The organism is Mycobacterium paraffinicum (assembly GCF_001907675.1).
GTDB classification, from domain to species: Bacteria; Actinomycetota; Actinomycetes; order Mycobacteriales; family Mycobacteriaceae; genus Mycobacterium; species Mycobacterium paraffinicum_A.
Genome location: NZ_MPNT01000005.1, coordinates 226,182 through 250,817, shown reverse-complemented (window position 1 = coordinate 250,817; position 24,636 = coordinate 226,182). Strand labels below are relative to the sequence as shown.

Genomic DNA, 24,636 nt, shown 5'->3' with positions numbered 1-24,636 from the left:
TGTGCCGCCCGCTTGGACGGCGGCCGCCCCCGCCGTGCGCCCGTCCGCTCTGGCCCTGCCCACCACCACCGTCGGCGCGGCCGCTCCAGCCTCGTCAGGAGGCACCGGAAGCTTGTTCGGCGAGATGGCCGCGGCGAGCATGGCCGGGCGTGCCATCGCCGGTACGGGCGGCGCGGGTCGTGCGGAGCGGGTCAGGGCGTCCACCCAGAAAGCGAACCAGGGTGGAGGCGCGGCGCCGCAAGTCCCAGCCGGCGGCCCGATCACCAGCATCGCCGCCGAACTGCGCGAGCTGGCCTCCCTGCGGGATGCGGGGATCATCACGGAGGACGAGTTCCTCGAGCAGAAACAGCGGTTGCTGCCGCACTGATGTGTCCCGCACCGATTGCGCCTATATATGGCGAGGCAACGACGTCCAATATCGACAGATGCCACGGGCAATTGTTTCGTATGATTTTTGTATGCTGGTGCGTCGTTTTGGTTTCGATGTCAGCCGGAAGTTCTGAATTATTGAGCCGATAACGCCTGCGTCACCCACACGGCATCATTGGCCTATAGCCGCGCGCGGAAGTTCCAACTTTTCCAGCCAGCCAAAGCCTTTCGCTTCGGACACTGACCGATGGCCTTCACCTGCGGGGCAGCGTCACCGCGACTCGAATTCGCGTTCGCAGAAAATGGCCCCCCGCGACCGGCCCGGGCGACGGCGCATCATTTTTCTTAGTTTTAATATCGCTGCGCGTCACTCACTCATATACTGACCCCACCCTCAACCCCGACCAGAAAAGAAGTGCACGAAATGCTTCCACCGCGTTTGCTGGCCAAACTGACAATTCCCGTGATGGTTGGCGCTGCCCTGACCGCGAGCACCGCAATTGCCTTGGCGGACAGCACCGACGACGCCTACTTGGCGAAATTGCACAGCCTCGGGTTCACCTGGCCCTCGTCGAGCGATTCCGACATGATCGCGCTGGGGCACGCGGTGTGCTCCGACCGGATGGCAGGCAAGACGCCGGATGCGATCGCCGCCGACCTGCATTCGGGCATGAGCTCCAAGGGCTTCTCGTTCGCGGACATGACCGGCTGGGTCAGCGCGGCGGAGTCGACCTACTGCCCCGGCTGATCGGTTTACGACCTACCACTGGGTTTCGCGTCCTGCCCGCATAGTCTGGATCCAGACAGTGCGGGCAGCGTCGCTGAGTGGGGATAGCCAGTGGAGGAGCCAACGGCCTTTTCAGGTCGAGCCGCGGGCGAGATGCGGGTTCAGAGCCTGCTGCGCTACCCGGTGAAGTCGATGCTCGGCGAGACCGTGCCGAGCATGTTCGTCGACGAGCACGGCGCCGAAGGGGACCGGAGGCTGGCTCTGCTCGACGCCACCACCGGGCACGTGGCCAGCGCCAAGAACGCCCGGCTGTGGCGCGCGCTGTTGACGTGCACCGCCAACCGCCACGCCGGCGGGGTCAACATCGAACTACCCGATGGGACGAGCGTGGCGGCCGACGACCCCGGCGTCGATGACCGCCTTTCGCAGCTGTTGGGGCGAACCGTCCGGCTGGTCACCCAACGCCCCGACGGCGCGACATTGGTGCGCCCGGACCCCGAGCAGCTGCTCGAACTGGGCTTGGACGCCGAAGTCGGCGGGCGCATCTTGGAGATCGCACGGACGACGCCGGGCGACTCGTTCACCGACGAAGCCCCGCTGCACGCGATCACCACGGCCACGCTCGAACACATCGGCGTCGAGGCCCTGCGGTATCGCCCGAACCTGGTGTTCGCGACGCCGCCGGGTTGCCCGCCCTATGTGGAGAACGACTGGGTCGGCCAGGAGATCGCGGTCGGCGAGGTGCGGCTGCGCGTCTTGACGGCAACGTCACGCTGCGTCGTACCCACGCTCGAGCACGGCTCACTGCCACGCGCACCGCAGGCGCTTCGCACACCTGCCGCCGAAAACCGCTGGGACACAGGAGGTCACGGCGCTCAGCCGTGCGCAGGCGCGTATCTGGCGGTGGTGACCGACGGCGTCATCCACGTCGGCGACCCCGTCACAATCGGCCTCTAGTCGAGGCTGTCCCGCGCCTCCAGGGACGAATTCAGGCACCCAGGTTGCGCAGCGCCGTGTCGAGTTCCTCGGCCTGTTCGGCCAGCTCACGCTCCGAGAGCTGCGCACCCCCGGCGCGCTCCAACACCTCCCGGCGCGTCGCGAGCTGCAGGGCGCCACGGTACTGCGGTGACTCCAACTCCGCCGTCGAAGCGACGTCGATGCGTCCCTCGATGGCAACCAGTACGGCGTCCTTGTCGTGGCCGTCCAGCAGCCGCCGCACATCCTCAGCGCTGACGCCCATATCAAGACACCCCAACCATTTTCATCACGAGCAGCACCGCAACGGCAAGGAAGACCACGGCAAAGACGCAGACGCCGATCACCGTGAGTACGGAGCTCGGGGTGAACCGCCGGGTCGCCGGCGGTTGGTGCTCGCCAGCGCCCGCGGTCTGCGGGGCGGCCGGGGGAGTGGTCCCCTCAGGGACGCCCCCTCCCGGCTCGAGGCCGGGCGTTTGGACCGGATCGGGGTTGGGGGGCTGCGCGGTCATCGTTAGAGCCCGTCCTTTCCGCTGTCGGACGCGCCGGCTTTCATGCCGGGACGCATCGCCACCCGGACGCAGTCGTCCTTCTTGTTCTTGAACAGGTCGTAGGCGAGCACGCCGTCCTCGAGCGGCAGGACATGGCTGATCAGCTTGGCGGGGTTCAGGTCGCCCTGCTCGACGTAGTCGAACAGCCGGGACATGTAGCGCTGACCGTGCTGTTGGGCCGTCTTGAGGGTCAGCCCCTTGTTGGTCAGCACACCCGTCGGGAACTTGTCGGTCAGCCCGTAGACCCCGAGGACGGAGACGACTCCGCCCTTGCGGCACGCCAGGATCGCCTGTCGCAGCGCGCTGGCGCGGTCGGTCTCCATTCGCAGGAACTGCTTGGCACGGTCGTAGAGCTGCTGCGCGCCGGTGCCGTGAGCCTCCATGCCGACGGCGTCGATGCAGGCATCGGGCCCTCGGCCACCGGTCATCTCGCGCAGCGTCTCGTGCACGCTGTCGACCGCCGTGTAGTCGATCGTCTCCAAGCCGAACTCGTTCTGCGCCAAGGCCAGTCGCTCGGGGATCCGGTCGACGACAATCGCGCGTTCCGCGCCGAGCAGCAGCGCGCTGCGGGCGGCCATCAACCCCACGCCACCGGAGCCCCAGACCGCGACCGTGTCTCCTCCGGCGATGTCGCAGAAGTCGGCGCCCATGAACCCGGTCGGCACCGCGTCGGAGAGGAAGAGCGCCTGCTCGTCGCTGATATCACCCGGAATGGCAAAGCAATTCGCGTCGGCGAACGGCACGCGAACGTACTGCGCGTGCGAGCCTGCGTAGCCACCGAACGGATGGGTGTAGCCATAGATCCCGCCCGAGGGGTAACCCAGCAGAGGCTGCTGCAGTTCGGCGTTGGGGTTGGTGGTGTCGCAGCACGAATACAACTCGTGCTCGCAATACCAGCACTGATTGCAGGCGATGAAAGACGGCACCACCACTCGGTCGCGCACGTGGGTGTCCCGCACCTCTGGCCCCGTCTCCACCACGACGCCCATGAATTCGTGGCCGAAGACGTCGCCTGCACGCATCCCGGGCAGATAGCCGTCGATGAAGTGCAGATCCGATCCGCAAGTGGTGGTGAGCCGAACTTCGATGATCGCGTCGTGGGGATTGAGGATCTTGGGGTCGTCGACCGTCTCTACCGAAAGGTCGTTGACGCCGTTCCAGCACAGTGCGCGCACGTTCGCCGCCTTTCGCCTACCGCGCGGACTTGCGCGCGCTCGGGTTGTTTCGGATGGTCGGCACCTCACCGGTTTGCATCAACGCACGCAGCCGGTACAGGGCCTTGAAGGTTGCCGCGCCTGCCAGCAAGCTGGGAGCCGGCGCGCTAACGCGCAAGGTCACCTCGGTACCCAACTTCCCCGGGGCGGGCCGATAGGTGACGGTTATCTGGTTCTTGTCACCGGTGCCGACGAATCGCAGCCCCTCGGGTTCCGGAATCAACTCCGATTCCCACACCACTTTCGGCCCGGTCACCGACCGCCAGCTGTAGCGCTCCGGACCGCGGCGCTCGACCTCGGCGATGTCACCGAGCACCACCGACATCTGCTCGGGGTCGCGCCAGAACTGTTCGATCCGCTCGACGGGGCACGCGATGGTGACCGTCTGGCCCGTGGCGTGGCGGGGTCGCGTGGCAGTGACCGTCTTGACCGCTCCGAGCACCCGGTCCTTTGCGAAATCCAAATAGCTCACGACGCTCCGTTCCTTCGTTGGGGCGTTGCATTCCCGTCCAGAGCGGGCCCAAACGAGTTGGCGCGTTTACTTCGCCGACGGGCGGCCGCCGCGATTGCGTTGCGGGTGAGCGGTATTGAGGGCCTGGGGCCGCTGTCTAGGTTTCAGTGCGCGGGGTCGGGCTCTGCGCAGATTCCCATTTCGACTCCAGCGACCTGGTCACGCGGGTGCCGGCCGCCAGGTCGAGCTGGAAGGTTTCCCCGTCGCCGGCCTCGAACGTGACGACGTAGCCGCCTTCGGTGGCATCTTTGAACACCACCTTGTAGGGCCGTTCACCAGAGCCGCGGTCGACGGCGATGATGTCGCCAGGGGCGACGTCGTCGATGGGGTCGTTGCCGGAGACTTTGGACATGTCTTCGACGTTAGCCGATCGCAAACCCGCCGCGCAGTGCCATCCCCGTCCGGCTGACTTCGGTTGAAGCGCTGGTGAATTCGTGCACTCGATGGCGGCAATCCGGGTCGCCGCACGTGGTGACCCAGATCACAGCGGGTTTGGTCGACGAGATCGGTGGAACCACTGGGCGTGACACGAACGAACGCAATTCTTGGCTGACGCCGCAAGGAGACTTTCGATGAGCGAGCACAACAAAGCCGACGAAGCGCGCAGGGGCCTGATCGATGCGGTCAAGGGCAAAGCCAAAGAGGTCGCCGGGGCCGTAACCGGCAACGACTCGCTGACTGCCGAGGGGCAGCTCGAGCAGACTCAGGCGCACGAGCGCAAGGAGGCCAACGCGACGGAGGCCGTCGCCGAGGCGCAGGCCAAGCAGGCGCACGACGCCGCGGCCGAAACCAAGGTGGAAGGCGCCCAGCAGCGGGTGGCCGCGAACGCCCAGGCCGTCGCGGCCGAGGGGTCGATCGAAGCCCAAGAGGCGGCTCAGAAGCGCGCGGCCGAGGAAGCCGCGCGGCAGCGGGCGACCACCGAGATCACCCGGGCCGAACTGGACGCGCAGCGCGAGGCGCGACGAGCGAAGGCCGCAGAACGCGCCGAGATCCGTGAGGCCTCCGAGGAGGTTGTCGACGCCGTCGCCGAGCACCAGACATCGGTGCAGGTGGCCCGCAACGAAGAGTCTGAGGCCGACCGTCTGCGGCGCCAAGCTCGGGACGTGACCGACGAAGCCGACCTGCCCTGAGGGCGGGCCAGACACAGGAGAAGTCGATGAAGATATCCGAAGTCCCGTTGGCCGTTCTGCGGTTTCACTACCAATTGGCCCGTTTCCCGTTGCAGGTGATCGAGGACCGCGTCGTCACCCGAATCCCGTCAGAGGCACCCGCGCGCCTGCTGTTCGAGCGCACCCTGGGCATGCTCGACGCCACCGTCGGCAATGCGCTCGATGACCCCAGCCTGGTCGAGCGCGGGACGGCGCTCGTCGAACGCAGCGACACACTGGGCCGCGCCGCGCAGCTCGACGCCAAGGCCGCGGCCAGGAAGGAACAGGCCGACGCGAAGCTGAACGGCGCCCGCGACGAGGCGATCGCCGAGCGCCAAGAAGCGCAGGCGGCCACCCAGCAGGAGATCAACGAGGCGCGCGAGGCAGCCGAGCAACGCAAACGCGAGGCCACCCAGTCTGCCCAGCAGCAGAGCGCGGCGGCGAAGCGTCGCGCCGAGGAGGCGGCGGACCGGCAAAAGCGAACGGTCGAGTCGGCCAAACGCCAAGTGGAGAACCGGACGCAGGCGGCCGAAAAGGCCGTGTCGAAGGCCGCGGCCGCGAAAATCGACAAGGCCGAGGACAAGCTGGCCGAGGCCGCCGACAAGCGCGCCGAGGCGGACCGCGTCGCGCAGCTGGCGGACGCCGAGAAGCAGCAGCGTCAAGAGGAGCGGGCTAAAGACTGACTGGCGCGCCTCAGGCGCGCGCCGGCGAGCCCTGGTTGATCTTGTTGGCGGCGAACGTGGCGGCCTGGTTGGTCATTCCGGCGTCGATGTAGGAGACGTGCGCCATGATGTTGCCGCCGGCGGAACAAATCGGATCGTCCGGGGCACACAGGCTGATGGTCTTGGATCCATACGCCGGATTGATCGTCGGCAGCGGCTGGCCGCCCCACAGCATGGACGAGAACCCGCTGCTGGGCTCCCCGAACAGCGCGACGGCGGCGACGTGATCGGCGACCGAGGGCGGCATCGCGTTGGTGGCCAGATCGATCACCGTTGAGCCCTGGGAGTAACCGCCGAGCACGATCCTCGAGTTCGGGCAGCTGGCGACGGTGTCCTGGATGTGTGCGCTCGCGTCGTTGGAACCCGCGTTCGCGCTGTTGTGGTAGTCGTCGTTGGCCGGGTAGTTGACCGCGTACACGTCCACGGATTTTCCGCCGAGTTGCGAGGTCAGCGAATCCACGAACGCCTGGCCGATGTTGCCCAGACCCGGCTCCTGATGAGTGCCGCGGGCGAAGACCACCGAGACGTCGGAGCAGGCGTCGGCGGCGGCGCTGGGTAGGGCGGCCGGGGTGCTAAGCGCTGCCCAGGTCGTCGCGACCGAGACACCAGCAATGCGGCCAAATCTGCGTGCACTCATGGCGAAATCCTGTCACACCGGGGTCCACAGCCTTCCCGGCGGTTGGCGCTATGGCGCCCTCGGCGCGCGATCGGGAGCTCAACGGTCAGCGGCCGCGCCACTGGGGCTTGCGCTTTTCGGCCCACGCCCGAAGCCCCTCGGTGACGTCCTCTGTCGCTCCGGCAACCTTGCGCATGGTCTCGCCGAAGCGCACCGCCTCGATCCAGCCCATGTCCGCCGTTCGCCACGCGACCTCTTTGGTGGCCCGTTGGGCGAGGGGAGCGGCCTCGGTGAGCGTCCGCGCCCACGCCCGGGCCTCGGCCTGCAGGTCGTCGGGATCCACGAGTTTCCAGACCAGACCGACCTCCTTCGCCCGCGTCGCGCTCATCGGCTTGCCGGTCAGCAGGAGTTCCATGGCATTCGCCCAGCCGATCCGTTGGGGCAGCCGGATGGCCCCGACGATGGTCGGGACGCCGATCGACACCTCGGGAAAACAGAAGCTGGCTTCGGTGCTGGCGATGACGAAGTCGCAGAACAGCACCCCGGTCACGCCGTAGCCGATGCACGGTCCGTGCACCGCCGCGATGGTCGGCTTGAACAGCTCCATCCCGGATTCGAAGGAGTTGATAGTCGGCTTCTCCCAGAAGGTGCCGCCGAAGGTACCGACCGAACCTTCGCCGTCCTTGAGGTCGCCGCCCGCGCAGTACACGTCGCCGTTGGCGGTCAGGATCGCGACCCACGCGTCGAGGTCGTCGCGGAACCGCTCCCACGCCGCGTTCAAGTCCTGGCGAAGGGCGCCGTTGATGGCGTTGCGAGCCTCGGGTCGGTTGAGGGTGATGGTGGCGATGTGGTCTGCCAGCTCATAGGTGACGAGGCTCATACGCCAACCCTAGGGCGACGAGTGTGGGCCTTACGTACCGAAACTGGCTCGATTTCGTCCATACGCCCCACGTTCGGTGGCCGACCGCGCGTACCGCACGCCTATCCTGGCCAAAGTGCCCGAACTGTCCGTCGCGGATCTGCGCGGCCGCCTCGACGGTCTGACCACCCGCGACGCGGCGCGCCTGGGCAGGCGGCTGAAGAACCTGCGCGGCGCTCAGCCCGACAAACTGCGGCAACTCGCCGAGCAGATCGCGCGGGCCGAGGCGCTCGTCGCCACGCGACAAGCCTCGGTGCCGGTCATCGCGTACCCCGACCTGCCGGTCAGCGAGCGGCGCCAGGAGATCGCCGACGCGCTGCACGCCAATCAAGTGGTCGTCGTCGCCGGCGAGACCGGTTCGGGCAAGACCACCCAACTGCCCAAAATCTGTCTGGAGGCCGGCCGGGGAATCCGGGGAACCATCGGGCACACCCAGCCGCGGCGGCTGGCCGCGCGCACCGTCGCGCAGCGCATCGCCGACGAACTGGGCAGCCCGCTCGGCGAGACCGTCGGCTACACCGTCCGGTTCACCGACCAGGTCAGCGACCGCACGCTGGTCAAGCTGATGACCGACGGCATCCTGCTCGCCGAGATTCAGCGCGATCGGCGGCTACTGCGCTACGACACGCTGATCCTCGATGAGGCCCACGAGCGCAGCCTAAACATCGACTTCCTGCTGGGTTACCTACGCGAGCTGCTGCCGCGCCGCCCCGACCTGAAGGTGATCGTCACCTCGGCGACCATCGAGCCGCAGCGGTTCGCGGACCACTTCGGCGGCGCGCCGATCGTCGAGGTCTCGGGGCGGACGTACCCGGTGGAGATCCGCTACCGGCCGTTGGAAATCCCCGTGTCGAGCGGGCCAGACGACGACCCGGACGACCCCGACCACGAGATCGTGCGCACCGAGACCCGTGACGAGGTCGAGGCGATCGTCGACGCGGTCGGGGAACTGGAGGCCGAGCCCGCCGGGGACGTCCTGGTGTTCCTGTCGGGTGAACGCGAAATCCGCGACACCGCAGAGGCTTTGGCCGGACTGAAGAACACCGAGGTGCTTCCCCTGTACGCCCGGCTGCCGACCGCCGAGCAGCAAAAGGTCTTCGCGCCGCACACCGGGCGCCGGGTCGTGCTGGCGACCAACGTCGCCGAGACCTCGCTGACGGTGCCCGGCATCCGCTACGTCGTCGACCCCGGCAACGCGCGCATCTCGCGCTACAGCCGCCGCCTGAAGGTGCAGCGGTTGCCGATCGAACCCATCTCGCAGGCGTCCGCCGCGCAGCGGGCCGGCCGGTGCGGCCGGGTCGCGGCCGGCGTGTGCATCCGCCTGTACTCCGAGGACGACTTCGCGGCCCGGCCGGGCTACACCGAGCCCGAGATCCTGCGGACCAACCTTGCCGCCGTGCTGTTGCAGATGGCGGCGCTGCGGCTGGGCGAGGTGGAGAACTTCCCGTTCCTCGACCCGCCGGACCGGCGCAGTATCCGCGACGGTGTGCACTTGCTGCAGGAGTTGGGGGCCTTCGACGCCCACGGCGCCATCACCGACCTCGGCCTGCGTCTGGCGCGGCTGCCCGTCGACCCCCGGCTGGGCCGGATGATCCTGCAGGCCCAGACCGAGGGATGCGTGCGGGAGGTGCTCGTGCTGTCCGCCGCGCTGACCATTCCTGACCCGCGGGAACGTCCCACCGAGCGCGAGGAGGCCGCGCGCCAGAAGCACGCTCGCTTCGCCGACGAGGACTCCGACTTCCTGTCCTACCTCAACCTGTGGCGTTATCTGCGGGCACAGCGAAAGGAATTGTCCGGGAACCAGTTCCGCCGCATGTGCCGAGACGAGTTCCTGCACTATCTGCGCATCCGCGAGTGGCAGGACTTGGTCGGGCAATTGCGCAGCATCGCCCGCGACCTCGGCATCGTCGAGGACGCCGCGTCCGAGGAGCCGGCCGACCCGGCGCGGGTGCACGCGGCGCTGCTGGCCGGCTTGCTGTCGCATGTGGGCATGCGCCGAGAAGACGGGCGCGAGTATCTGGGTGCGCGCAATTCGCGCTTCGTCCTCGCGCCGGGCTCGGCGCTCATCAAGCGGCCCCCGCGCTGGGTGGTGGTGGCAGAGCTGGTGGAAACCAGCCGCCTCTACGGGCGCACCGCCGCGCGCATCCAGCCCGAGATGGTCGAACGGGTCGCCGGTGATCTGGTGCAACGCACCCACAGTGAGCCGCACTGGGACGCCACGCGGGGCGAGGTGATGGCCTACGAGCGGGTGACGCTCTATGGGCTGCCACTCGTCGCGCGCCGCCGCGTCGGATATGCCCGGGTGGAACCGGCGGTGGCGCGGGAACTGTTCATCCGGCACGCGTTGGTGGAGGGGGACTGGCAGACCCGCCATCACTTCTTCCGCGACAACGCACGGCTGCGCGCCGAGCTCGAGGAGCTCGAGGAGCGGGCCCGCCGCCGCGACCTGCTCGTCGGTGACGATGAGGTCTACGCGTTCTACGACGCGCGCGTGCCCGCGGATGTCGTGTCGGCGCGGCACTTCGACGCGTGGTGGCGCAAGCAGCGCCACAAGACACCCGATCTCCTCACCTTCACTCGCGACGACCTATTGCGCACCCCCGACACGGTCGACACCGAGCGGCCGACGGCCTGGCATTCCGGCGATGTCACACTGCCGCTCACCTACCGGTTCGAGCCGGGCGCCGCCGACGACGGCGTCACGGTGCACGTGCCGATCGACGTGCTCGCGCGGTTGGGCGGTGACGAGTTCGCCTGGCAGGTCCCGGCGCTGCGCGAAGAGCTGGTCACCGCGCTCATCCGCTCACTGCCAAAAGACTTGCGCCGCAACTTCGTTCCCGCACCGGACACCGCGCGTGCCGTGCTGGCTGCGATCGACCCGGCGCGAGAGCCGCTGCTGGAGGCGCTGCAACGCGAATTGCGCCGTCGCACCGGGGTTTTGGTACCCATCGATGCCTTCGACCTGGACAAGCTGCCGGCGCATCTGCGGGTGAACTTCGCCGTCGAGGCCGCCGACGGCACCGAGGTCGCCCGCGGCAAGGACCTGGCGACGTTGCAACAACGGCTGGCCGCGCCCGCGCGCCGGGCCGTCGCCCAGACGGTCGCCGGCGAGCTGGAACGCACAGGCCTGCGCGCCTGGCCCGACGACCTCGCCGCGCTGCCGGCCGTCGTCGAACGAACCGTCGACGGACGCGCCGTGCGCGGCTATCCGGGTTTCGTCGACGCGGGCAACACCGTCGAGCTGCGGGTGTTCGCGGCGCCGACGGAGCGCGACGGGGCGTTGGGGCCGGGCACGCGTCGGTTGCTGCGGCTGAGCGTGGCGTCCCCGGTCAAAGCCGTTGAGCGGCAACTGAGCCCACGCACACGGCTCGCGCTCGGCGCGAACCCGGATGGCTCCCTGGCCGCGCTGCTCGAGGACTGTGCCGACGCCGCGACGCACACGCTGGTGCCCGGACCGGTGTGGACCCGCGAGGAGTTCGCCGCGCTGCGCGATCGCGTGGCCGAGGCTCTGGCACCGGCGACCGCCGACATGGTGACCCGCGTGGAGCGGGTGCTCGCCGCCGCGCAGGAGGTGCGACTGCTCCTGCCCGGTCGGCCCCCGCCCGCGCAGACCGACGCGATCGCCGACGTCCGCGCTCAGCTGGATCGACTCTTGTCGCCGGGATTCGTCACCGCCACGGGACGCGACCACCTGGCCGACCTCGCCCGCTACCTGACCGCAATCCGCAGGCGCCTCGACCGGCTCCCGTACGCGGTCGACGCGGACCGGGATCGGATGCAGCGGGTGCACGCCGTGCAGCGCGCCTATGAGGAACTGATGCAGGCGCTGTCACCCGCACGGCGCGCGGCGGACGACGTCCGCGACGTTGCGCGGCAGATCGAGGAATTGCGGGTCAGCCTGTGGGCGCAGCAGCTGGGCACGCCACGGCCGGTGAGTGAGCAGCGGATCTACCGCGCCATCGACGCGCTGGCGGATCGGTCGGCGTATTGATTCCCTCCCACTCTCAACCTATAGCGCACCGGGGGGCTTGTGGCAAGGGCGGGGTGATGCCGCACAATCGCTGGCCGAAGCCAATATTCGCGTTCTCTGGGGGTTGGAATGGCGCAGCGAAATGTCGATCATGCGGTGCTGGTTGCCGGCGGCGGCCCGACGGGGCTGATGCTGGCCGGTGAATTGGCGTTGGCGGGGGCCGATGTGGCGATCCTCGAGCGGCGCCGCGGCCAAGACCTCATCGGTACGCGCGCCGGGGGCCTGCACGCGCGCACCATCGAGGTGCTCGACCAGCGCGGAATCGCCGACCGGTTTCTCGCCCGGGGCCAGGTCGCCCAGGTCGCCGGGTTCTCCCAGATTCGCTTGGACATCAGCGACTTTCCCACCCGGCATCCCTACGGTCTCGCGCTGTGGCAGAACGAGATCGAACGCATACTCGCCGACTGGGTGAACGAACTGGAGGTGCGAATCTACCGCGGCCGTGAGGTGACGGGCGTCGTCCAGGACGGCAGCGGTGTTGACGTCGCGTTGTCCGATGGCCGATTCATGCGAGGTGGATACCTCGTCGGCTGCGACGGCGGACGCAGCGTCGTCCGGAAAGCCGCCGGCATCGATTTCCCGGGCTGGGAGCCTACGACCAGCTACCTGCTCGCCGAGGCCGAAATAGACTTCGGCACAGGCGATTCACCCGAATGGGGCATTCGCCACGACGCGCTCGGCGTCCATTCCCTGGCCGCGCCGGATGACGGTGGGCCGGTGCGGGTCATGGTCACCGAGCGCCACCTGGGGCCGAACAGCGAACCCACGCTGGACGACCTGCGTGAGGGGCTCATCGCGGTCTACGGAACGGATTACGGGATCCACAGTCCCGCTTGGCTTTCCAGATTCACCGACGCGGCGCGGCAGGCCGTGACCTATCGCGTGGGGCGTGTCCTGTTGGCCGGCGATGCCGCGCACGTGCACCACCCGGTTGGTGGACAGGGCCTCAACACCGGTGTGCAGGACGCGGTGAACCTGGGCTGGAAGCTGGGACAGGTGGTCAACGGCACGTCGCCGGACAGCCTGCTGGATACCTACCATGCCGAACGGCACCCGGTCGCCGCGCGCGTGCTGCGCAACGCGGTCGCCCAGATGGCGCTGCTGAGGCCCGATGACCGCACCAAGGCCTTGCGCGACACCATGTCCGACCTCCTCGGGATGGAGGAACCGCGCAAACGGTTCGCCGCCATGATGTCGGGGCTGGACATCCGCTACGACGTGGGCGACGGGCACCCGTTGCTCGGACGCAGGATGCCCGATCTCGACCTGGTCACCGCCGCCGGCCCGCTGCGGGTCTACTCGTTGCTACACCACGCCCGGCCGGTGCTGCTCAACCTTGGTGAACCGGGTCGATTCGATATCGCCGTGGGTCGGGTCGAAACGATCGACGCGGAATATTCGGGTAAGTGGGAGCTTCCGGCGCTCGGTGTGGTCTCGGCCCCCGATGCGGTGTTGATACGCCCGGATGGACATGTCGCCTGGGTGGGCGGTTCCACCGATTCGGAGCTCCGGGACGCCCTCGACGCCTGGTCCGGCACTCCGTCCGCTTCGTAGGCCCTAGTCGGGTGGCTCCTCCTTGGAGCCTCGAGTGGGGGCGCTGTCGCGGTCGCTGGGCTTGCCGGCAACGCCTTCTGCCTCACGATCGTCGGCGACCTTCTCCTCGAGCTGGTCAACGATGTCTTCCAGTTCCTCCGAGTGACCCCGTAGGTCCTTGTCCGGTTTCGTCATATCGCTTTCCATCGACTGTGATCGGGTACGCCCCGCCGGTACCCAGTACCCCGTCAGCCGGGCGGTAACCGGTCGGCATGTCTGATCCTTCCGTTCCGGGCCCCAAACGCGCGCGTCGAGCGCACCGGGGAGTGACGGACGCGACATAACGCCGCGGCGATGGAATTATCGCAAGAGTGGCCGACAAGAAACCGCAGACCATCTCGTACCCGGCGGCCGGTGGGCGTCCGCACCGCCACGAAGCCGAGCCGCTCGACCCGCACGTCATCGTCCTGTTCGGCGCGACGGGGGATCTGGCGAAACGCAAGCTGATCCCCGGGCTGGCCTACCTGGACCAGTCCGAGCTCGCACCGGACATCCAGATCGTCGCGACGTCGTTGGAAGACATCGGCGACGACGAGTTTCGGGAGATCGCCAAAGAGGCGATCGATTCGTTCGGTACCCACAAGCTCTCGGACGAGCAGTGGGCCAACTTCGCGAAGATCGTCACCTACGTTCCGCAGGGGCGGGGGCCGGAAGCGCTGGCGGAGGCCGTCGCCGAAGCCGAAGCCAACCTGGGTCCCAATGTCAGGCGGTTGCACTACCTGTCGGTGCCGCCGAAAGCCGCGCGGGAAGTCATCTCCATGTTGCGCGAGGCGAAGCTGGTCGACCGCTCGCGAGTGGTGATGGAGAAGCCGTTCGGGACCGATTTGGCCAGCGCGGTCGCGCTCAACGATTTCGTGCACGAGACGTTCGAGGAATCCCAGATTTTTCGGATCGACCACTTCCTGGGTAAGGAGGCGGCCCAGAACATCCTGGCGTTCCGCTTCGCGAACGGTCTGTTCGAGCCGATCTGGAACCGAAACTTCATCGACCATATTCAGATCGACATTCCCGAGGCGCTGGGGCTGGATCAGCGGGCCAACTTCTACGAGGAAACCGGCGCCTACAAGGACATGGTGGTGACCCACCTCTTCCAGGTGATGGCGTTCGTGGTGATGGAGCCGCCGACGGCGCTCGAGCCCTTCGCCATCAGCGAAGAAAAGAACAAGGTGTTCCGGTCGATGCTTCCGGTCAAGCCTTCCGACGTGGTGCGCGGCCAATACGGCGGATACCGCGACGAGAAGGGCGTGGCAAAGGATTCCGACACCGAGACGTTCATCGCGCTCAAGGTCGGCATCGACAATTGGCGCTGGGCGGGTGTGCCCATCTATCTGCGCACCGGCAAGAAGATGGCGGAGGGCATCCGCATCATCTCGATCGCGTTCAGAGAGGCGCCGCGGACGATGTTCCCGCCGGGCTCGGGGGTGGGGACTCAAGGCCCCGACCACCTCACGTTCGACCTCGCCGACAACTCGAAGGTGTCGCTGTCGTTCTACGGCAAGCGGCCGGGCCCCGGCATGAAGCTGGACAAGGTGTCCATGCAGTTCTCCTCCCAGGAGATCGATACCGCAGTCGATGTGCTGGAGGCGTACGAACGGCTGATCCTGGACGCGATGCGCGGTGACCACACGCTCTTCAACACCGCCGAGGGCATCGAATCGCTGTGGGAGCGTTCGCAGGAGCTGCTCGACGACCCACCGCCGGCCAAGATGTACCAGCCGGGCACGTGGGGGCCCAACGCCATTCACCAATTGATCGCGCCGAACGCGTGGCGGCTACCGTTCGAGCGGGAATGGCGCGATCGCAAGCCCGACAGTTAGGAGCGCGCTCAGCTCAGCTCGGCGCTGACGTAGGTGATGGCGTTCCGGAACCGCTTGATGATCTCGTTGTCCGGAACGACGAAGCCGTGGTCCGCGTATAGCTGCTCGGTCGGGTAGGGGGTGACCGCCCATCCGGTGGCCGCGAGATGGTCCCCGGCGGGCTGGCGCTCCCCGTGCCACACCAGGTCGGCGACGTCGATGTCCAGTCCGTGCTTGCGCCAGGCGGCCCGCATTGCCCGGGCTCGCTCGTCGGTGAACACGGCCATGTCGGTGATGTTCTCGGTGGCCAGCCGGCTGCCCCGCGCGCTTAGTGCCGTGATGCTGTCCAACAACCGGTCCTGCGCCTGCGGCGGCAGGTAGGGGAGCAGGCCTTCGGCGATCCAGGCGGTAGGCGTGGACATATCAAAGTCATTGTCGCACAGTGCTTTTGGCCAATCATCGCGCAGGTCGATACCGACGGTCCGGCGTTCGGCGGTCGGTTCCGCTCCGATGCGGGCCAGCGTTTCGCTCTTGAAGGCGATGACCTCGGGCTGATCGACCTCGTAAACTACGGTGCCCGCGGACCAGGCCAACCGGTAGGCCCGGGCGTCGAGTCCGGCGGCCAAGATGACGGCCTGACGTATCCCGGCCCTACTCGCGGCGGTGAGGAAGTCGTCGAAAAACCTGGTGCGCACGGCGATTTGCTCGCGCCGCTGCTGCAGGGTGAAGGGCATATCGTCGTTGTCGAGCGGGACTTCGCCGTCCAGCATGCGGACGAAGAAGGGATGCCCGACCGCGCGTACCAACGGCTCGGCGAAGCGGTCGTCGAGCAGTGGATCAGGCTCGCGGGACGCCAGCGCCCGCGACGCGGCGACCATCGTCGCGGTCGCCCCGACGCTGGAGGCCAGGTCCCAGCTGTCGCCCTCGGTGCGCGCCGAACCTAGTGATGACACTCGCTGCTCCCTTCTGGGATTCGGCCGCCGCGGCGGCCATTTCGTCAACGGGTGTTCGCCGCAGACGGGCTGCGCGACCACACCGTTTCCAAAGGGTACTTTCTGCCTATGCCGCGCTCACCAGGCACCCGCTGAGCCCAACGACAGGAAGCGAATCACTCGATGGCACCGACCCTGCGCCCGCGCCGCTCCGCGCTGTACCTGCCCGGCAACAAGCCGCGGGCCTTGCAGAAGGGGAAATCGCTGCCCGCGGACGTGGTCATCTTCGACCTCGAGGATGCGGTGGGGCCCGACGCCAAAGCCGAATCGAGGGCGACGGTGTGCGAAGCAATCCTGTCGGGCGGCTACGCGCCCCGCGAGATCGTGGTGCGCATCAACGGCTTGGACACCGAGTGGCACGACGAGGACCTGGCGGCCGTCGCTGGTTCACCCGCCCACGGCGTGCTGGTGCCTAAAGTCGAGTCGGGCGAGCAGGTCCGGGCGCTGGCCAACAGGCTGGGCAAGCTGGGCGCGCCCGAGTCGTTGCAGCTGTGGGTGATGATCGAAACGCCGCGATCCTTCCTGCGGGCCGAAGAGATCGCCTCGGCCAGTGACCGATTGGCCGCGCTGGTGATCGGCACCAACGACCTGGTGAACGACCTGCACGCCGTGCACGTACCCGGTCGGGCGCCCGTCGTACCCGCATTGTCCTTGGCCGTGCTGGGAGCCAGGGCGGCCGGGAAGGTGATCCTCGACGGCGTGTTCAACGACATCACCGATGAGGACGGCTTTCGGGCCGAGGCGCGACAGGGCCGCGAAATGGGTTTCGACGGAAAGAGTTTGATCCATCCATCGCAGATCGGGCCCGCGAACGACCTGTTCGGCCCCTCGGAGCGGGAACTCGTCGACGCCCGCAAGGTGGTGGCGGCCTACCGGGAGGCGCGGGCCGCCGGGACGAGCGTGATCACGGTGGACGGTCGCATGATCGAAAGCCTGCACGTCCGCAACGCCGAACGGATCCTCGCCCTCGCCGAGATCATCGAGGAAGTGGCATCCGCCTCGTAGGCATCCTCGCTTACTGCTTGTCGACTTTGCCGGCGATCTGACCGGCAAGCTTGACGGCCAAGTCCGACGGGTCCTTGCGGACCGCGCTGACGTCGATGGCGACGTTGTTGCGCACCGTCAGCGCCCGCTGGCACGTCATGGTCAGAACGACGTTGCCGTTGTCGCGAATAGTCATCGTCAGGGTGGTGCTCAACATTCCGTTGGCGTTGGAGACCGGCCCCACCTGCCAACCCGTCTCCGGGGTGTCCTGCCCGGCCGGGGTGGTGAACTGGCGGTTGGCGCAGGCCGGCCAGCGCTGCGCCGAGGTGGAGAAAAAGGAGTTGGCCTCCTTGGCGGTCGGGAACAACACCACCACCTGTTCCACCTCGGGGTCCGGTTCGCTGGAATTCGGCGGGCTGGGCGCGAGTTCGTCGTCGCCGCTGGAAGCGGTGTAGCCGCTGCCGGCATACACGGGAGCTTGCCCGGGGCCGATGGCGTAGACGCAGTCGTCGGGGAATTTCCAGCCCGCCGGCCACGGCTGCTTCGCGGCGTCGTCCTTGAGCTTGTCGCTCTTTTCCTTGCTCTTGGATCCGGTGACGCCCAGTGCGCTGTCGAGGTCCGCCGGCGCGAGCAGCAAGCCCGGCAGCGCGGGCTGTGCGACCGGCGGCCTGGTGGAGCTCGTGGCCGACGAGCCGGGAGCGCCGCCGTTGCTGCCGCCGCACGCGGCAAGCAGGATTCCGATGGCGGCGGCGGACACCGCAGTGGACAGTTGGCGCATGTGTCGTTCGCCCTTCGTTGGTCGCACGGAGTCGTCGAGCGTCCGCGCGACCCGGCGGATCCGGTGCCCGAAGCTCTGAGGTGGACGGAAGCATAACCGCTTCGGCAGCAAATTGACGTGATTCATCGCAAAGTGGTCATCGTTTCAACCGTCCAACCCACGATCGGCGTTGGGCGCGCGACGACCACAGCGGGATTTCGCGCCGGGATCGGCTCCGCAGGGCACCGCGTGTGACGAAACCATTCGCAGATCAAGGGTTTCCTAGGTGAACAAAGGGCCGACTCACGGGCCGCCCACGTGTGGCGCGCGACGTGTCGGCGATGCGACCCCAAGGTTCACAAACTGCTCCGGTCCGACATCGGCAGCCGGTAGGGTGCATGCAGCAAACACATCTCGGGGGACAAGAGGAGGGTTCGATGCGGCTAGACCGAACTACATGCGCAGGACTGGTCGCGATCGCGATCGTCACGGCGGGATGCTCGAACGACTCGTCGCCGACGACGTCCTCGTCCAGTCAACCGCCGACCTCGAGCTCGCAGCCGCCCGCCCCGTCGACAACACCACCCTCGTCGTCCACGCAGGCCGGCCCCTTGGACCAGTCCACCTGCGTGGATATCTCGTTCGCCAAGGACAACCTGATGGTGGCCAACAACCCGGAGAAGGCGCGCAAGTACGCCGACACGCTGGAGAAGTACGGCCCACCCGACACCGTGAAGGCCGCCATCGAGCACTTCGTCACCACCGGCGGCGCACAGCCCAACGATGCCGATCTGAACGTGAACAGGGACCTGATCACGGGCTGGATCAAGCAGGTCTGCCCCAACGTGAATCCCTGAGGACGCCGGCTCCGGCCGGCTAACTCCTCTACCTTTGCGCAACCGAATTGGGTTGCGCCAAACGGGCGCCCGGATACGAAGTGCTCTACCGTGATGGCAGCGGAAGACGGGGTGCCCTCTTACGGCGCGGGTTCCGCGGCCCGGGCCGGTGGATCAACGGTGGCCACGCGGTAGGTTAATCCGGTCCCGGTGATTCGAGAGGAGATACCGTGCGCCAAACCGCGGCCATGGCCGAGGCCGACCGCACGTGGATGGTCGACACGCTGCTCGCGCTGCTGCAGACGCCAAGTCCGGCGGGCCGTACGGACGCGGTGATGCAGCTCATCGGTGACATCTTCGATGACTTCGGCGTGCCGTTCTCGTTGACGCGGCGCGGGGCGCTGACCGCCGAACTCCCGGGGGAGTCGGCGACGACGGACCGCGCGCTGGTGGTTCACGCCGACACCATCGGCTGCATGGTGCGTCGGCTCAAGGACAACGGGCGTCTCGAGGTGATTCCGGTCGGTACTTTTTCGGCCCGGTTCGCCGCGGGCGCTCGGGTGCGAATCTTCTCCGACGATCCCGACGAGTTCATCACCGGCACGGTGCTACCGCTCAAGGCCAGCGGGCACGCTTTCGGTGACGAGATCGACCTGCAGCCCACCGACTGGGAACACGTCGAGGTCCGCGTCGACCGCCAGGTGCACTCGCGGGAGGACCTCGTCCGCCTTGGCTTGCAGATCGGCGATTTCGTCGCGCTGATCGCCAGCCCGGAACTGACCGCCGACGGCTACATCGTCTCCCGTCACCTCGACGGCAAGGCGGGCGTCGCGATCGCACTGGCGTTGGCGAAGAATTTCGCCGAGAACAAGGTGGTGCTGCCGCACCGCACGATGGTCATGATCACCATCACCGAGGAGGTCGGCCACGGGGCGAGCCACGGCTTGCCGGCCGACGTCGCCGAATTGGTCTCGGTGGACAACGCGGTGTGCGCGCCGGGCCAGCACTCCATCGAGGACGGCGTGACGATACCGATGGCCGACCTGCACGGTCCGTTCGACTATCACCTGACGCGCAAGCTGTGCCGGCTCGCCGAGGAGCAGGGCATCAAATGCGCGCGGGACGTGTTCCGGTTTTACCGCTCCGACGCCGCGGCGGCGATCGAGGCGGGCGCGGGCACCCGCGCGGCGCTCGTCGGCTTCGGACTCGACGGCAGCCACGGGTGGGAGCGCACGCATCTGGATTCGCTGCAGGCGGTGTACTGCCTGCTGCACTCGTGGCTGCAGACACCCCTGACCTTCGCCAAATGGGACGCCAAGCCGTCGGGCAAGCTGCGCGACTTCCCGTCGTCGAAGCAGCCCGCCCCGAGCGAGCGTTGGGTGCCGTTGGCTCGTGGTGAACACGATCCGCCCGGCGAGGCATGGCCTGGGTCGCACTGGCCGCCGTCGGAGGGGCCGCAGTCCTGAGGCGCTGGCGCCTAAACGTCTACGCGGAGGAGTCGGTCCGCGCGCCAGCAACGGGACTTCATCGGGACGTCGATCGCTTCGGCACCGGAAAAGCGCTCGTTCAAGGCGGCGCGGGCATTGGCCAATCTCGCCGCGCGCTCATCTTCAGGCGCGATGATCACCCTGCTGTAGGTGCCGACCATTGCGACGACATCGTCGATGCTCATGGTCCGCACGAACGTGAACGTCTCGCGGGAAACGTTGTGGAAGACCTGCGGATCGGGGAGCACGACATTCTCGTGGCGTCGGCGGAAGCGGTCGGGGGATTCCGACTCGGGCGTGTGCTCGCCCGGGAGCAGGTCCAGGTCGCGAACCCAATCCACCTCACGGTCCCGACTGGTCCAGATCAGGCCGAAGCGCCCGTTGTCACGCAGCACCCGGCCGATCTCGGGAACGGCGCGCGCAGGATCCATCCAGTGCCACGCCGAGGAGACGAACACCGCGTCGACGGTCGCGTCGGGGAGCGGAATCTTTTCACCCGTGCCTTCGACGGCGCGCACCTGCGGCGACCGCGCGGTGAGCACCGCCCGCATGCGCGCGTCGGGCTCCACGGCGATGACCTCCGCCGCCCTGCTCAGCAGCGCCCGGGTGAAAAGACCGGTACCCGCACCTAAATCGACTGCCACCTCGCACCGGGGCGGCACCAGCCAGCCCACCGCGTCTTCTGGAGGCCGCGGACGAAAGCCGTCGTAGTCCTCGGCGATCGAGCCGAAGGACATCGCGCGTTCTTGGCGATCGGTCATAGCCGCCAAGGTAATCCAGCTCGCTGGGCGGGAGGTGAGAAAGAGTTATGGGTCACCACAGCGCGCTGTGATTGACGAGCGCGTCGGCCACCAAACCGATTCCGAAGACCAGGAACAACAGCCGCACCGACATCGGGCCGTAACGGGTGAGGACACGTACGAGGCGACGCTGAATGCGCTTGGCCCGCATGGTTTTTCTCATCGAGAGGGCAAGGATCAGCAATGGCGGCGACAGCGCGATCGCCCAGTAGATGATGATGGCCAAGGGCCAGAGCGGCGGCCTCGGATGCAAGGCTGCGAGCATGGCCAAGCCGGTGAGATACGGAATGGCGGTTGGCGCTTGACCGCTGCCGACCGCCAGGCCGAGGAACCCGAGCAGCCACGGACGCTCACGCATCGCCGCCAGCGCCCAACCCGGAGCCGACGACTGGGCGGTCAACGGGAAATAGGCCAGGCCGGTCAGCACCAGGCCAAGCGCCAGCTCGCCGCCGAACCGGATGGCCGGTGTCACGTGGAAGCCGACGACATGAGTCAAGAAGCTGAGACCCAGTACCGCGCAGAGCCCGAACGTGGTGGTCACGGCGAACACGCCCGCAATGAAGCTCAGGGCGCCCGGAACCGGCGAGCGGCGGCTCAACCGGCTGTCGAAGACCACCGCCGACACCACGCCTACGTTGAGGACGTTCAGGGAATCGAGAAGCGCCAGGCCCGCAAGCGCCACCACAAGAGCCCCCACCCGCTTGAACCCCGCCTACCGCGCGAGCTTGCCGGGCGTGGACGTCGAGGCGGCGATCATGCTGCAGAGAATACGAGTCGGAGCTCTCCGTGTCTGTTTCAGGCGGCGTCAACGGGTGGCTGCATCACCGGGGCGGCTCGTATCGATGTCGATCCGGTCACACCGCATGGGGCACCGCGGCTTTGGTCGGCGCGCGTTTGACAATGCCGGACATGAGCCAGACGCGGGAGCCAGGCAATGGCGCGTGAAATATCCCGCCAGACGTTTCTGCGGGGAGCCGCCGGAGCGTTTGCCGCCGGCGCGGTGCTCGGGTCCGCCCGCGCCATCGCCGCGCCGAACCCCACCGGCTGGGAGGGCCTGTCCACCGCCATCGGCGGGCAGGTGCTGTTACCGGACAACGGCGCTTACGGCTCGGCCAAGCAGGTGTTCAACACCAACTACAACGGATCGACGCCCGCCGCGATCGTCACCCCGGCATCTCCGGCGGACGTGCAGAAGGCCATGGCGTTCGCCGCGGCCCACAACCTGAAGGTCGCCCCGCGCAGCGGCGGGCATTCGTACATCGGCGCGTCCACGGCGAACGGCGTCATGGTGCTCGACCTGCGTCAGCTGCCCGGGGGAGTCAACTACGACGCCGCCACCGGGCAAGTGACGGTGACGCCCGCGACGAGCCTGTATGCGATGCATCAGACGCTGGCCGGCGCCGGCCGGGGCATCCCGACGGGCACGTGCCCGTCCGTCGGCGCCTCCGGGCACGCCCTGGGCGGGGGGTTGGGCGCCAACTCCCGGCACGCGGGCCTGCTCTGCGACCAGCTGGTGTCGGCGTCGGTGGTGCTGCCCGGCGGCCAGGCGGTGACCGCGTCCAACGCCAGCAACCCCGACCTGTTCTGGGCGTTGCGCGGTGGCGGCGGCGGCAACTTCGGCGTGACCACGTCATTGACCTTCGCGACGTTTCCGACCACCGATCTCGACGTGGTCAACCTCAACTTCCCGGCGGAGGCGTTCGCGCAAGTGTTGGTCGGCTGGCAGAACTGGCTGCGCACCGCCGACCGGAACAGCTGGGCGTTGGCGGACGCCACCGTCGACCCGATGGGAACGCATTGCCGCATCATGGCGACGTGCCCGGCCGGTTCGAGCGCCGGCGTCGGGGCCAACATCACCAAAGCCGTTGGCGTCCAGCCGACGGGGACCGAGAATCACACGTTCAACTATCTGGACCTGGTGAGGTATCTGGCCGTCGGGAACCTCAATCCGGCACCGCTCGGGTATGTCGGTGGATCCGACGTGCTGCCCGTGGTCGACACGGCTACCGCGCAGGGGATCGCCCAGGCGGTCAACGCCTTTCCCCGTGGAGCGGGCCGCATGTTGGCGATCATGCATGCGCTTGACGGCGCCCTCGCCGATGTGGCGCCGGGGGCCACCGCCTTCCCATGGCGCCGGCAGTATGCGCTGGTGCAGTGGTATGTCGAGACCGGCGACGCGGCTGCGGCGACGACCTGGCTCAACACCGCGCACCAAGCCGTGCAACCGCACTCGGTCGGGGGGTACGTGAACTACATCGAGGCGAATCAACCCGCCTCGCGGTATTTCAGCTCGAATCTGTCCCGGCTGACCGCGGTGCGGCAGAAGTATGATCCCGGCCGAATCATGTTCTCGGGGCTCAACTTCTAGTGAATGGCGGGCGTCGAACCGCTGAGCGGTTGAGCACCAAGAGACTTGATGCGCGGAGCTATCCCGACGCGCTCAGGATCTTGATCGCGAAGACTAGGGAGTCGCCCGGCCGAATGCCGGCGCTGGGCTGACCGTTGGGGTAGCCGTCCGCCGAGGTCATCGCGACGGCGACGGTGGAACCCACCTTCTGTCCCGCGATTGCCTTCTGGAAGCCGGGCACGACCCCGTTAAGCGGGAAGTCGATGGAGGCGCCGCGTTGATAGCTGCTGTCGAACACCGATCCGTCACGTCCATTGACGCCCATGTAGCAGACGGAGACCGTCGCCGTGGGCGAGACCACCGGGCCATCTCCGGCGCGCAGCGTATGCACCTGGGTCTGGGCCACGCTGAACGGTGCCGTCACGTCCACGCGCGGAGCCGTCGTATCGGTGGATCCGGTGACCGAGACGCTGCCCGTGGTCCCCGTCAGCGTCCAGTCGGGCGTCCCACCGCTTTGCGGTGAGGCCGTGGGGCATGAGCCGGCCGCCGTCGCGTTGCCGGGCGTGGCGATCGCCAGCATGGTCGCCGCGACACAGGCCGCGACGGAGGAATACACCAGGGAGGACTTCACCGCCGTCACGCTACAGACCGCCCATGGCATCCCGTGCCGGCGGCCCGCGGCTCTACGCGGAAGCGTTCGGGCCGCGCCCAATTTCGACGAGCCGGCGTTTCGGTCTTTCGTTTATTCTGCATCCGTGCTGGTTTGGGGCGGCCGACTCTTGGCGGCCCCGGCAGAAAGGGAGCGATGCGAATGTTCTCACCACGCTGGCCGGCCGCACTGAGCATTCCCCTGATGGCTGGCGCTGCCCTCGTGACCAGCACCGCCATTGCGACCGCGAACACCCCTCAAGACGACGCCTACCTCGCACAACTACGCGCCGTCGGACTCAGTTGGCCCCCGCAGACGGAGGAGGCGCTGATCGGGGAGGCCCACCTGATCTGTTACGACCTCACGTGGGGCTGGACGCCACAACAGATCGCCGACGACGTGCACGCCCACTTGAACGCGCGGGGGGTCACCCTGTTGGACGTCGGAACCATGGTCGATGCCGCGCACTCGATCTACTGCCCGGGCAATGTGTGCGACGCCCCTTCCCTTTGCACGTGACACGGCTTCCGGGACACCGCCCGACTCATCCGCGGCCTGAGGGAGTTCTCCGCAAACTCAGGCGCAGGCCGACCTCGTCGCCTCGCCGCGCGCC

At 67.8% G+C, this 24,636-nt stretch carries 26 protein-coding genes; 13 read left to right on the top strand and 13 right to left on the bottom strand.

The genetic code is table 11. From position 1 onward, the window contains the following. The 3 genes from BRW65_RS08625 to BRW65_RS08615 form a co-directional block, all read left to right on the top strand. Positions 1-367: SHOCT domain-containing protein (locus tag BRW65_RS08625; RefSeq protein WP_139272933.1), on the top strand; the 367-nt coding region annotated here is incomplete at its 5' end. A gap of 468 nt (positions 368-835) precedes the next feature. Continuing rightward, entirely contained in the window at positions 836-1,117 is a 282-nt protein-coding gene (locus BRW65_RS08620) for a DUF732 domain-containing protein (RefSeq protein WP_139272932.1), read from the top strand. A gap of 132 nt (positions 1,118-1,249) precedes the next feature. Then, complete coding sequence (locus BRW65_RS08615) at positions 1,250-2,053, top strand: MOSC domain-containing protein (RefSeq protein WP_139272949.1); 804 nt, start codon at positions 1,250-1,252, stop codon at positions 2,051-2,053. A gap of 31 nt (positions 2,054-2,084) precedes the next feature. Here BRW65_RS08615 and BRW65_RS08610 read toward each other — a convergent pair whose 3' ends face one another. The 5 genes from BRW65_RS08610 to BRW65_RS08590 form a co-directional block, all read right to left on the bottom strand. Next, a complete protein-coding gene (locus BRW65_RS08610) occupies positions 2,085-2,336 on the bottom strand; it encodes a hypothetical protein (RefSeq protein WP_073873485.1) in 252 nt (83 codons plus the stop codon). A 1-nt stretch (position 2,337) separates the two neighbouring features. Next, positions 2,338-2,583 (bottom strand): DUF6480 family protein, encoded by a 246-nt coding sequence (locus tag BRW65_RS08605; protein ID WP_073873483.1) that lies wholly within the window; start codon positions 2,581-2,583, stop codon positions 2,338-2,340. Between the two features lie 2 nt (positions 2,584-2,585). After that, positions 2,586-3,797, bottom strand: a complete 1,212-nt coding sequence (locus tag BRW65_RS08600) for a zinc-dependent alcohol dehydrogenase (RefSeq protein WP_073873481.1) — start codon at positions 3,795-3,797, stop codon at positions 2,586-2,588. A gap of 16 nt (positions 3,798-3,813) precedes the next feature. Beyond that, the gene (locus BRW65_RS08595; protein ID WP_073873479.1) at positions 3,814-4,308 is read right to left on the bottom strand and encodes an SRPBCC family protein; all 495 of its coding nucleotides are present in this window, start codon (positions 4,306-4,308) and stop codon (positions 3,814-3,816) included. 136 nt (positions 4,309-4,444) lie between these two features. After that, positions 4,445-4,699, bottom strand: coding sequence for a hypothetical protein (locus BRW65_RS08590; protein ID WP_073873477.1), 255 nt, complete (start codon positions 4,697-4,699; stop codon positions 4,445-4,447). Between the two features lie 220 nt (positions 4,700-4,919). Here BRW65_RS08590 and BRW65_RS08585 point away from each other — a divergent pair, with 220 nt between their 5' ends. Both BRW65_RS08585 and BRW65_RS08580 read left to right on the top strand, forming a co-directional pair. Further along, positions 4,920-5,477 (top strand): CsbD family protein, encoded by a 558-nt coding sequence (locus BRW65_RS08585; protein ID WP_073873475.1) that lies wholly within the window; start codon positions 4,920-4,922, stop codon positions 5,475-5,477. 26 nt (positions 5,478-5,503) lie between these two features. After that, positions 5,504-6,178 (top strand): IF2 family translation initiation factor, encoded by a 675-nt coding sequence (locus BRW65_RS08580; protein ID WP_073873473.1) that lies wholly within the window; start codon positions 5,504-5,506, stop codon positions 6,176-6,178. A gap of 10 nt (positions 6,179-6,188) precedes the next feature. Here the strand turns inward: BRW65_RS08580 and BRW65_RS08575 are convergent, their stop codons facing one another. Both BRW65_RS08575 and BRW65_RS08570 read right to left on the bottom strand, forming a co-directional pair. Further along, positions 6,189-6,854 (bottom strand): cutinase family protein, encoded by a 666-nt coding sequence (locus BRW65_RS08575; RefSeq protein WP_073873471.1) that lies wholly within the window; start codon positions 6,852-6,854, stop codon positions 6,189-6,191. Positions 6,855-6,939: 85 nt separating this feature from the next. After that, positions 6,940-7,713, bottom strand: a complete 774-nt coding sequence (locus BRW65_RS08570) for an enoyl-CoA hydratase/isomerase family protein (protein WP_073873468.1) — start codon at positions 7,711-7,713, stop codon at positions 6,940-6,942. Positions 7,714-7,828: 115 nt separating this feature from the next. Between BRW65_RS08570 and hrpA the strand changes: the two genes are divergently transcribed. Continuing rightward, a complete protein-coding gene (hrpA, locus tag BRW65_RS08565; RefSeq protein WP_073873553.1) occupies positions 7,829-11,743 on the top strand; it encodes an ATP-dependent RNA helicase HrpA in 3,915 nt (1,304 codons plus the stop codon). Between the two features lie 108 nt (positions 11,744-11,851). Further along, positions 11,852-13,336 carry an FAD-dependent monooxygenase gene (locus BRW65_RS08560; protein ID WP_073873466.1) on the top strand — a complete coding sequence of 495 codons (1,485 nt, stop codon included), beginning with the start codon at positions 11,852-11,854 and terminating at the stop codon, positions 13,334-13,336. A gap of 3 nt (positions 13,337-13,339) precedes the next feature. Here BRW65_RS08560 and BRW65_RS08555 read toward each other — a convergent pair whose 3' ends face one another. Continuing rightward, positions 13,340-13,522 carry a hypothetical protein gene (locus BRW65_RS08555; RefSeq protein ID WP_073873464.1) on the bottom strand — a complete coding sequence of 61 codons (183 nt, stop codon included), beginning with the start codon at positions 13,520-13,522 and terminating at the stop codon, positions 13,340-13,342. A gap of 164 nt (positions 13,523-13,686) precedes the next feature. Here BRW65_RS08555 and zwf point away from each other — a divergent pair, with 164 nt between their 5' ends. Further along, positions 13,687-15,192, top strand: a complete 1,506-nt coding sequence (gene zwf / locus BRW65_RS08550; RefSeq protein ID WP_073873462.1) for a glucose-6-phosphate dehydrogenase — start codon at positions 13,687-13,689, stop codon at positions 15,190-15,192. 8 nt (positions 15,193-15,200) lie between these two features. Here the strand turns inward: zwf and BRW65_RS08545 are convergent, their stop codons facing one another. Then, entirely contained in the window at positions 15,201-16,124 is a 924-nt protein-coding gene (locus tag BRW65_RS08545) for a class I SAM-dependent methyltransferase (protein WP_073873460.1), read from the bottom strand. Between the two features lie 162 nt (positions 16,125-16,286). On the opposite strand from BRW65_RS08545, the gene BRW65_RS08540 reads away from it, so the two are divergent. Further along, positions 16,287-17,168 carry an HpcH/HpaI aldolase/citrate lyase family protein gene (locus tag BRW65_RS08540; protein ID WP_073873458.1) on the top strand — a complete coding sequence of 294 codons (882 nt, stop codon included), beginning with the start codon at positions 16,287-16,289 and terminating at the stop codon, positions 17,166-17,168. A 10-nt stretch (positions 17,169-17,178) separates the two neighbouring features. Here BRW65_RS08540 and BRW65_RS08535 read toward each other — a convergent pair whose 3' ends face one another. Further along, entirely contained in the window at positions 17,179-17,925 is a 747-nt protein-coding gene (locus BRW65_RS08535; protein WP_073873551.1) for a sensor domain-containing protein, read from the bottom strand. A 416-nt stretch (positions 17,926-18,341) separates the two neighbouring features. Here BRW65_RS08535 and BRW65_RS31235 point away from each other — a divergent pair, with 416 nt between their 5' ends. Next, positions 18,342-18,761: a hypothetical protein gene (locus BRW65_RS31235; RefSeq protein ID WP_139272931.1), complete on the top strand. Its 420-nt coding sequence runs from the start codon at positions 18,342-18,344 to the stop codon at positions 18,759-18,761. A 209-nt stretch (positions 18,762-18,970) separates the two neighbouring features. Continuing rightward, the gene (locus BRW65_RS08525; RefSeq protein WP_073873454.1) at positions 18,971-20,206 is read left to right on the top strand and encodes an osmoprotectant NAGGN system M42 family peptidase; all 1,236 of its coding nucleotides are present in this window, start codon (positions 18,971-18,973) and stop codon (positions 20,204-20,206) included. Positions 20,207-20,217: 11 nt separating this feature from the next. On the opposite strand, the gene BRW65_RS08520 is transcribed toward BRW65_RS08525, so the two are convergent. Together BRW65_RS08520 and BRW65_RS08515 are read right to left on the bottom strand one after the other, a co-directional pair. Continuing rightward, positions 20,218-20,988 (bottom strand): class I SAM-dependent methyltransferase, encoded by a 771-nt coding sequence (locus BRW65_RS08520; protein ID WP_073873452.1) that lies wholly within the window; start codon positions 20,986-20,988, stop codon positions 20,218-20,220. Between the two features lie 52 nt (positions 20,989-21,040). After that, positions 21,041-21,724 (bottom strand): GAP family protein, encoded by a 684-nt coding sequence (locus BRW65_RS08515; RefSeq protein ID WP_073873450.1) that lies wholly within the window; start codon positions 21,722-21,724, stop codon positions 21,041-21,043. 237 nt (positions 21,725-21,961) lie between these two features. On the opposite strand from BRW65_RS08515, the gene BRW65_RS08510 reads away from it, so the two are divergent. Further along, a complete protein-coding gene (locus BRW65_RS08510) occupies positions 21,962-23,395 on the top strand; it encodes an FAD-binding oxidoreductase (protein WP_073873448.1) in 1,434 nt (477 codons plus the stop codon). Positions 23,396-23,453: 58 nt separating this feature from the next. Here the strand turns inward: BRW65_RS08510 and BRW65_RS08505 are convergent, their stop codons facing one another. Beyond that, complete coding sequence (locus BRW65_RS08505; RefSeq protein ID WP_073873446.1) at positions 23,454-24,035, bottom strand: FKBP-type peptidyl-prolyl cis-trans isomerase; 582 nt, start codon at positions 24,033-24,035, stop codon at positions 23,454-23,456. Between the two features lie 192 nt (positions 24,036-24,227). Here BRW65_RS08505 and BRW65_RS08500 point away from each other — a divergent pair, with 192 nt between their 5' ends. After that, entirely contained in the window at positions 24,228-24,542 is a 315-nt protein-coding gene (locus BRW65_RS08500; protein WP_073873549.1) for a DUF732 domain-containing protein, read from the top strand. Positions 24,543-24,636: the final 94 nt, after the last annotated feature.

Excerpts from the sequence above, each read along its gene's own strand:
- BRW65_RS08620 (WP_139272932.1), top strand. The coding sequence starts at position 836 with ATGGTTGGCGCTGCCCTGACCGCGAGCACCGCAATTGCCTTGGCGGAC.
- BRW65_RS08615 (WP_139272949.1), top strand. The coding sequence starts at position 1,250 with ATGCGGGTTCAGAGCCTGCTGCGCTACCCGGTGAAGTCGATGCTCGGC.
- BRW65_RS08610 (WP_073873485.1), bottom strand. The coding sequence starts at position 2,336 with ATGGGCGTCAGCGCTGAGGATGTGCGGCGGCTGCTGGACGGCCACGAC.
- BRW65_RS08605 (WP_073873483.1), bottom strand. The coding sequence starts at position 2,583 with ATGACCGCGCAGCCCCCCAACCCCGATCCGGTCCAAACGCCCGGCCTC.
- BRW65_RS08590 (WP_073873477.1), bottom strand. The coding sequence starts at position 4,699 with ATGTCCAAAGTCTCCGGCAACGACCCCATCGACGACGTCGCCCCTGGC.
- BRW65_RS08585 (WP_073873475.1), top strand. The coding sequence starts at position 4,920 with ATGAGCGAGCACAACAAAGCCGACGAAGCGCGCAGGGGCCTGATCGAT.
- BRW65_RS08580 (WP_073873473.1), top strand. The coding sequence starts at position 5,504 with ATGAAGATATCCGAAGTCCCGTTGGCCGTTCTGCGGTTTCACTACCAA.
- BRW65_RS08575 (WP_073873471.1), bottom strand. The coding sequence starts at position 6,854 with ATGAGTGCACGCAGATTTGGCCGCATTGCTGGTGTCTCGGTCGCGACG.
- BRW65_RS08570 (WP_073873468.1), bottom strand. The coding sequence starts at position 7,713 with ATGAGCCTCGTCACCTATGAGCTGGCAGACCACATCGCCACCATCACC.
- BRW65_RS08560 (WP_073873466.1), top strand. The coding sequence starts at position 11,852 with ATGGCGCAGCGAAATGTCGATCATGCGGTGCTGGTTGCCGGCGGCGGC.
- BRW65_RS08555 (WP_073873464.1), bottom strand. The coding sequence starts at position 13,522 with ATGGAAAGCGATATGACGAAACCGGACAAGGACCTACGGGGTCACTCG.
- BRW65_RS08540 (WP_073873458.1), top strand. The coding sequence starts at position 16,287 with ATGGCACCGACCCTGCGCCCGCGCCGCTCCGCGCTGTACCTGCCCGGC.
- BRW65_RS08535 (WP_073873551.1), bottom strand. The coding sequence starts at position 17,925 with ATGCGCCAACTGTCCACTGCGGTGTCCGCCGCCGCCATCGGAATCCTG.
- BRW65_RS31235 (WP_139272931.1), top strand. The coding sequence starts at position 18,342 with ATGCGGCTAGACCGAACTACATGCGCAGGACTGGTCGCGATCGCGATC.
- BRW65_RS08520 (WP_073873452.1), bottom strand. The coding sequence starts at position 20,988 with ATGACCGATCGCCAAGAACGCGCGATGTCCTTCGGCTCGATCGCCGAG.
- BRW65_RS08510 (WP_073873448.1), top strand. The coding sequence starts at position 21,962 with ATGGCGCGTGAAATATCCCGCCAGACGTTTCTGCGGGGAGCCGCCGGA.
- BRW65_RS08505 (WP_073873446.1), bottom strand. The coding sequence starts at position 24,035 with ATGCCATGGGCGGTCTGTAGCGTGACGGCGGTGAAGTCCTCCCTGGTG.
- BRW65_RS08500 (WP_073873549.1), top strand. The coding sequence starts at position 24,228 with ATGGCTGGCGCTGCCCTCGTGACCAGCACCGCCATTGCGACCGCGAAC.